6 protein-coding genes and 4 tRNA genes are annotated in these 7,675 nt (G+C 39.3%); 8 read left to right on the top strand and 2 right to left on the bottom strand.

Features of this window, described 5'->3' with window-relative positions:
• Positions 1-6: 6 nt before the first annotated feature.
• The 4 genes from L647_RS0104145 to L647_RS0104130 all read left to right on the top strand — a co-directional run bounded on the left by L647_RS0104145 (position 7) and on the right by L647_RS0104130 (position 489).
• Positions 7-91 (top strand) — tRNA-Leu (locus L647_RS0104145).
• Positions 92-131: 40 nt separating this feature from the next.
• Positions 132-206, top strand: a tRNA-Gln gene (locus tag L647_RS0104140).
• Positions 207-290: 84 nt separating this feature from the next.
• Positions 291-375: transfer RNA gene (locus L647_RS0104135), tRNA-Leu, on the top strand.
• Positions 376-414: 39 nt separating this feature from the next.
• Positions 415-489 (top strand) — tRNA-Gln (locus L647_RS0104130).
• Between the two features lie 5 nt (positions 490-494).
• On the opposite strand, the gene L647_RS0104125 is transcribed toward L647_RS0104130, so the two are convergent.
• Positions 495-1,841 carry a bifunctional diguanylate cyclase/phosphodiesterase gene (locus tag L647_RS0104125; RefSeq protein ID WP_253948830.1) on the bottom strand — a complete coding sequence of 449 codons (1,347 nt, stop codon included), beginning with the start codon at positions 1,839-1,841 and terminating at the stop codon, positions 495-497.
• 438 nt (positions 1,842-2,279) lie between these two features.
• Positions 2,280-3,461, bottom strand: coding sequence for an FAD-dependent monooxygenase (locus L647_RS0104120; protein ID WP_024610064.1), 1,182 nt, complete (start codon positions 3,459-3,461; stop codon positions 2,280-2,282).
• 244 nt (positions 3,462-3,705) lie between these two features.
• Between L647_RS0104120 and miaB the strand changes: the two genes are divergently transcribed.
• From miaB to corC, 4 genes are read left to right on the top strand one after another with little or no spacing between them, the layout of a single operon-like run.
• Positions 3,706-5,154, top strand: a complete 1,449-nt coding sequence (gene miaB / locus L647_RS0104115; RefSeq protein ID WP_024610063.1) for a tRNA (N6-isopentenyl adenosine(37)-C2)-methylthiotransferase MiaB — start codon at positions 3,706-3,708, stop codon at positions 5,152-5,154.
• A gap of 57 nt (positions 5,155-5,211) precedes the next feature.
• Positions 5,212-6,270 (top strand): PhoH family protein, encoded by a 1,059-nt coding sequence (locus L647_RS0104110; RefSeq protein ID WP_024610062.1) that lies wholly within the window; start codon positions 5,212-5,214, stop codon positions 6,268-6,270.
• 4 nt (positions 6,271-6,274) lie between these two features.
• Positions 6,275-6,733, top strand: a complete 459-nt coding sequence (ybeY, locus tag L647_RS0104105; protein WP_024610061.1) for an rRNA maturation RNase YbeY — start codon at positions 6,275-6,277, stop codon at positions 6,731-6,733.
• A 23-nt stretch (positions 6,734-6,756) separates the two neighbouring features.
• Positions 6,757-7,638, top strand: coding sequence for a CNNM family magnesium/cobalt transport protein CorC (gene corC, locus L647_RS0104100; RefSeq protein WP_024610060.1), 882 nt, complete (start codon positions 6,757-6,759; stop codon positions 7,636-7,638).
• Positions 7,639-7,675 lie beyond the last annotated feature (37 nt).

The raw sequence follows: 7,675 nt of genomic DNA, 5'->3' as shown, positions 1-7,675 counted from the left end.
AACGATGCGGGAGTGGCGGAATTGGTAGACGCGCTGGATTTAGGTTCCAGTAACTTCGGTTGTGAGAGTTCAAGTCTCTCTTTCCGCACCATTTTCTTGATAAGAAATAAAACTATCAAATAATTCTTTGTTGGGATATCGCCAAGCGGTAAGGCACCAGGTTTTGATCCTGGCATTCCCAGGTTCAAATCCTGGTATCCCAGCCAACTTCTTCTACCAAGGAAAGTTGGATATAAGAATTACTCAGCTAAGAGTTTAAAAAGCGACTAGTGTTTAATTACACGAACGATGCGGGAGTGGCGGAATTGGTAGACGCGCTGGATTTAGGTTCCAGTAACTTCGGTTGTGAGAGTTCAAGTCTCTCTTTCCGCACCATGTTCTTACTTAGAACTAAAACTAGTGCAAATTTATAGTTGGGATATCGCCAAGCGGTAAGGCACCAGGTTTTGATCCTGGCATTCCCAGGTTCAAATCCTGGTATCCCAGCCAATTTGTTAAATTATCTGATACATATCTTCATTAGAATACTTCTTAATAAACTCTTCTAAATTAATTGGCTTACTAAAATAATATCCTTGTAAATAATCACAATTCATTGATGTGAGTGTTTCTTGAAGATCTTTGTTTTCAATCCCCTCTGCTACAACTTTACAATTTAGTCTATTTGCTAAAAATAACGTTGACTCAACAATTGCGTAATTAGCTATTTGTGTCAGCATATCTTTAATAAACGACTGATCTATTTTTATTTGGCTAATTGGCAATTCCCTTAATAACGATAACGAAGAAAACCCAGTACCAAAGTCATCTACACTAAATTCAAAACCTCTGTCATTCAACTTATACATCATGCTACGTGCTGCATCTAAGTTCGTCATCATTGCACCTTCAGTAATTTCAAAAATAATAGAATCGCTTAAGGTAGGATCTAAGTTAATTAATGGCTCAATGAATTCGTAAAAATCTAGACTCTCTAAATCTCTTGTTGATAAGTTAACGTGTAATGGACCAATAAAACCTGCGCTTTTTAACAATTTTAGATGCTTTATTGTTTCTAGTACTACCCACTTAGATATATTTAAAATATCTCCAGTTTGTTCTGCAATTTTTATAAACACTTCAGGGCTGATAAATGAGCCATCACTTTGCGGCCAGCGAATTAATGCCTCGGCACCATGTATCTCATCCTGTTGTGAATCAAATATAGGTTGTAAATAAAGCTCAAACTCTTCATTTTTTAATGCATTTTTAATTCGGCTCGACATATCAAATAAATCGTCAGCTCTTACACTCAAATCACTAAAGTAATGGACAACCTGTTGCTGTGTTTTTTTTGCTTCGTGCAGTGCTAAGTTTGCAAATTTGAATAATTCATTAATATGTTTGGTGTCTTTTCGATAGGTACTCACGCCTATTTTTAATTTAACGCGTATGGTTTGATCAAAAATAGAAAACGGTTTTTCTATAGATTTATTGGTGAGCTGTATGCAAGACGCATAGTCATCTTGTGAAACTGAATCTAATAAAATGGCAAATTCATCACCGCCTATACGGTATAATCTTGCGAGACCTGATAAGTTTAAATTTAATGTTTTGGATAAAACACACAGTAAAGCATCGCCACATGTATTGCCGTAGGAATCATTAACTCGTTTAAAGTTACTCAAATCTATTAAAAATAAAGTAAAGGTGTCGTTATGCCCTATTTTTTTATTGAGAACTTCAAAAAACTTTTTACGATTAGGCAAGTTTGTCAGGCTATCGTGCTCTGCTAGATGTCGTTGATGATTAGCTGAGCATTCAATTTCTATTATACTTTTTGAGCTCAGTTTAATTACCATGTACACAAATGCGCCACCACCGAGCAAAATAAATGAGACACTTGATGTCACAAATGGGATTATTGTATTGTTAACAAAGTAATAAAGTATTCCCCAATACCCAAAAATAAAAAGTACAATTAAAATAAGTAACAAACTCCAAGCAAGACGGTTCGTTTTTTTACATATTTTGAGGGTTGGTCTTAAGCTTAACGTTAGAAGTACTACTCCCACCGTAATCATAAAAATAAATAGATTATCCACATACACTCTTTTAAGCCAATACGTTATATCTTTATTATGGCTAATAAACCTGATAACGACATAAAATACACAAAAAAGACGAGATATATAAAAGAGATGAAAAAATAGTACGAAGTCAGCGCACTAACAATATTGCTGTTAGCGCACTCTTTTAGTGGAGGTTTATTTGTAGATGATTATTTGTGTGTGGTTAAATTAACTAAGCTCTCCGCTAATAGCATACTTTAAGACCCAGTTTTTCAGCGGTCCTGTATTGTTAGCCATTTTTAAAAACTGGCTTCGCGCCCATTTTAGTGGTGTAACTTGGTTGGAAAATCCAAAGTAACAGGCATCCATCATGCTCATCATTAATTGATTAGCTTTTCGACGACTGCGCTCATATTTTTTAAGTTTTAACAGACAACCTACATCACTCGTACTTAACAGCACTTCAGCAAGCGCTACAACGTCTTGAAAGCCTAAATTAACGCCCTGCCCTGCAAGCGGGTTAATGGTATGCGCGGCATCACCCACTAATACTAAGCGTCCTTGTGAGTAATTATTGGCATGTTGTCGGGTAAGCGGAAAAACCGCATGGCTTTGTACTTCAAAGTCACCAGCAAGTTCAGGAAATTTATTAAGGATATGTACTTTTAGCTCTGCTGGAGATAACCCTTTAAACTCTTGAAGCGTATTTGCATCGTCGTACCAAATTAAATTAGCGTACGGTGCCTGCATAGGTAAAAATGCTAACGGTCCGGTTGGTGTAAATTGCTGCCATGTTTTAATTTGTTGCGGCGCATCTAACTTAATTAATACACCCATACAATGTTGTTGGTACTGCCAACCAGTAATACCTATATTTGCTTTATTGCGAAGTTGCGACTGTCCACCATCAGCTGCAATAACTAAATCAGCGGTATACGTTTGCTCACCATACACTAGCGTAATTGCATCTTGGGTTTGATCAATACTCGTAATAGGCGCTGATTGTTCAATAACTTCAATGTTGTATTGCTCAAATTGCTGCCACAAACTTGCTTGAATTAAATTATTTTCAATCAAATGACCTAAATGTGTCGTGTTTATATCGGCGCAATCGAACAATAAGTTATCACCACCACGCTCAAACGCCTCGAGTTGTTGATAAGGCGCTATACGGTTTTGCCTTAAAATCGGCATTGCACCTAATTCATCAAGTAAATTTTCTGAAAAGCGATTAATAGCCGACACTCTAATATCAACAATATCACTACTCAAAATTTTTGAAGGGTCAATAAGGTGCTTTTCTATTATGCGTACGGCTTTGCCTTGCTGTGCTAACTTTATAGCCATTGCCGCACCAACCATGCCGCCGCCAACCACTATCACTTTATTTTGAGTCATGTTTTTCATCATTTTATTATTACTTGAGTCTGTTTTGATTGTATCAAAATTAATTTGTTTTATGCCAGAGTATATCCTCAACAGCATATTAAACTGGGTCTGTATTGATTTGAGATCACAAACATGAAAACTATACTTGGATCTGGGCGGGTATCCAGCTAAAATACGCGTCCTTTAAGTGAGCATGCTTGCTCCTTAATCCTGTTTTAAGCACATTTTTGTGCCACTATCGAATTGAACACGAGGCTATATTTCAATGAGTAAAAAGCTGCATATTAAAACCTGGGGTTGTCAGATGAACGAATACGACTCTCAGAAAATGGCTGAACTTTTAGATGCGACCAACGGCTATCAGTTAACTGAAGATGCAACAGATGCCGACGTAATCTTACTCAACACCTGTTCAATTCGTGAAAAAGCACAAGAAAAAGTATTTCACCAATTGGGTCGTTGGAAGTTGTTAAAAGACGACAAGCCAGATTTAATAATTGGCGTAGGTGGTTGTGTTGCTTCGCAAGAAGGTGATTCTATTCGCCAGCGTGCACCATTTGTAGACGTTATTTTTGGCCCGCAAACGCTTCACCGCTTACCTGAAATGATAAAACAAGTACAAGGCAATAAAGGGTCATCGGTTGTAGATATTTCGTTCCCAGAGATTGAAAAGTTTGACCGTCTACCAGAACCAAAAGCAGATGGTCCGTCTGCATTTGTATCCATTATGGAAGGTTGTTCTAAATACTGTACTTTTTGTGTTGTACCGTACACTCGTGGCGAAGAAGTTAGCCGCCCAGTAGATGACGTATTACTTGAAATTGCACAGCTAGCTGAGCAAAACGTACGTGAAGTAAACTTACTTGGTCAAAACGTAAATGCATACCGTGGTGACACCCACGATGGCGAAATTTGTTACTTTTCAGATTTAATTCGTCTAATTGCTGCTATTGATGGTATTGACCGTATTCGTTACACCACATCGCACCCGGTAGAATTTACACCAGACATAATAGACGTTTATGCCGATGTACCAGAACTAGTAGATCACTTACATCTACCAGTACAAAGTGGTTCAGACCGTATATTAAATCTAATGAAACGTGGTCATACGGCTATTGAGTACAAATCAACAATTCGTAAATTACGTAAAATTCGTCCTAATTTAAGCATGTCGTCAGACTTCATAATTGGTTTCCCTGGCGAAACACAAACAGACTTTGAAGCGACCATGAAGCTTATTAGCGATATTGGTTTTGATATGAGCTTTAGCTTTATTTACAGTGCTCGCCCAGGTACACCTGCTGCAGATTTACCAGATGACGTAACAGAGCAAGAGAAAAAAGAGCGCCTATACTTACTACAAAACCGTATTACACAAATGGCGCAGCAAATTAGCCGTCAAATGTTCGATACAGAGCAACGTATACTTGTTGAAGGTCCTTCTAAAAAGAACCCGATGGAATTACGTGGTCGTACCGAAAACAACCGTGTAGTAAACTTTGTTGGTCCACATACAGTGATCGGACAGTTTGTTGACGTACGTATTACCGAAGCACTACCTAACTCTTTACGTGGTGATTTAATTCGTACAGAATCAGAAATGAACTTACGACGTGAAATAGCGCCTTCAGATATTTTAACAAAAGCCGCTAGTGCTGCACCAAAACCAGACACAATTAACGAAATTGGCGTTGCTACTTTCGTTCCATAGTCTACATAATTAGAATTTGCGCCAGTTAATACTGGCGCTATGCTATAGGAAGTAATTTTGAGTAATCAATTAAAAACATTAGAGATTTATTTAGAACCTGCCGATAACAAACGCCTTTCTTCATTATGTGGTCCGTTTGACGAAAACATCAAACAAATTGAACGCCGTCTGGCTGTTGAAATTATCCACCGCGACAACCTATTTAAAGTCACTGGTAAGTTGCACAATAGCGCTGGCGCTGTAGAAATCTTAAAAAACCTTTATATTGATACTCAACCTGTCCGTGGCGTAATCGGTGAAATAGAACCTGATAGTGTTCATTTAGCCATTACCGAATCAAAAGCCCTAGAGCAAGATGCATCAAGCAGTGCTTACGGCAAAGACATGGTCATAAAAACGCGCCGTGGTGTAATTAAGCCACGTAACGACAACCAAGGTGTATACGTTGCAAATATTTTGCATCACGATATTACATTTGGTATTGGTCCGGCTGGTACTGGTAAAACATATTTAGCTGTAGCGACTGCCGTTGACGCCCTTGAGCGCCAAGAAATTCGCCGTATATTATTAACTCGCCCAGCTGTAGAAGCAGGTGAAAAGCTTGGCTTTTTACCTGGCGATTTAAGTCAAAAAATAGACCCGTACCTGCGCCCGCTTTACGATGCCCTATTCGAAATGCTTGGTTTTGAAAAAGTAGAAAAACTCATCGAAAAAAATATCATTGAAGTTGCACCGCTTGCTTATATGCGTGGTCGTACTTTAAACGATGCATTTATTATTTTAGATGAAAGCCAAAATACCACTGCCGAGCAAATGAAAATGTTTTTAACCCGTATAGGGTTTAACTCAAAAGCAGTTATTACTGGCGATATTACACAAGTAGACTTACCACGAGGCACACGCTCAGGGCTTCGCCACGCAATGGAAGTACTTGATGGTGTAGACGAAATAAGTTTTAACTACTTTAAAGCCCACGACGTAGTACGCCACCCTGTAGTAGCGCGCATTGTTGAAGCCTATGAGCGAAACGACGAACGCGAGCGACTAAACCGTATTGAGAAGCAAAAAGCGAAAGACCAACTTGCTGTTCAACAAACGCCTTCGACTAAAGAGTAATACATTGACAACCGAACTTGATTTACAAATAGCGTGCGAGTTTGAAAACTTGCCAAGCGAAGAGCAGTTTGCGTTATGGGCTGACAAAGCACTTAGCCAATACCGTGATGAGTCAGAGCTGAGCATCGTCATAAGCGACGAAGCACAATCGCAGCAGCTAAATAACGATTATCGCGGTAAAAACAAACCAACTAACGTATTATCGTTTGAATTTGAAGCGCCACCGGGAATAGATATTCCTCTCGTGGGTGATTTAATTATTTGCCCAGCTATAGTATTAGCTGAAGCAATTGAGCAAGAGAAGTCATTTCATGACCACTTTGCCCACATGGTCATTCATGGATGCTTGCATTTACTTGGATTTGACCATATAAAGAGTGAAGACGCTTTCGAGATGGAAAGTATAGAAAAGCAATTACTTGCAGAGCTAAACATAGCAGACCCATACCGGGACGATATTTAAAATTAATGGAGCAATTAGACGCAATGAGCGACGGTAACTCGCAATCTAGCCAGGGTTCTTCTGGCAAAACGTGGTTGGGCAGAATAGCCCAAATGTTGCAAGGGGAACCCCAGAATAGAGAAGAGCTGGTCGAAGTAATTGCCGATGCGCAAGAACGAGACGTAATCGATCCCGAAACAAAAGAGATGATAGAAGGTGTGCTCGGAGTATCTGAGCTTAAAGTGCGAGACATAATGGTACCGCGCTCACAAATGGTCACTCTAGAGATCGACAGCCCGCTTGAAGAGCTAATACCCATGATGGTCCACTCTACCCACTCACGCTTTCCAGTGGTGATTGAAGACAAAGACCACGTAGAAGGTTTTTTACTTGCTAAAGATTTATTGCCATTAATCTTAAACAAAGACGAGCACCTACCATCAGTACGCGATTACTTACGCCCTGCAATGGTAGTACCTGAAAGTAAACGTGTTGATACTCTACTTAACGAATTTCGTCAGCAACGCTACCATATGGCAGTAGTTATTGATGAATACGGCGGCGTATCGGGCTTAGTAACTATTGAAGATATTCTTGAAATTATCGTTGGCGAAATCGAAGATGAGCACGACGAAGAAGAACACGAAGATATTCGCCAGTTAGCTAAACACGTTCACGTGGTGCAAGCGCTAACGCCTGTAGATGACTTTAACGAGCATTTTAAAACAGGTTACAGCACACAAGACGCCGATACTATTGGTGGTACTGTACTGCATGCATTTGGTCATATGCCAGGTCGTGGTGAAACTATTGATATAGATGGTTACCAATTTAAAGTAACCAACGCCGACAATCGTCGTATCTTACAACTGCAAGTCACCGTTCCTAAGGTTGATGATAACGACAGTGAAGAATCTGCTAACTAAACTTACCCGATTAGCAAAAGATAAAAAAGCATGGCTC

The sequence above is a fragment of the Pseudoalteromonas sp. TB64 genome, assembly GCF_000498095.1.
Classification (GTDB): domain Bacteria; phylum Pseudomonadota; class Gammaproteobacteria; order Enterobacterales; family Alteromonadaceae; genus Pseudoalteromonas.
Note: the sequence above shows the minus strand (reverse complement) of the source record. Positions and strands in the feature narration are given on the sequence as shown.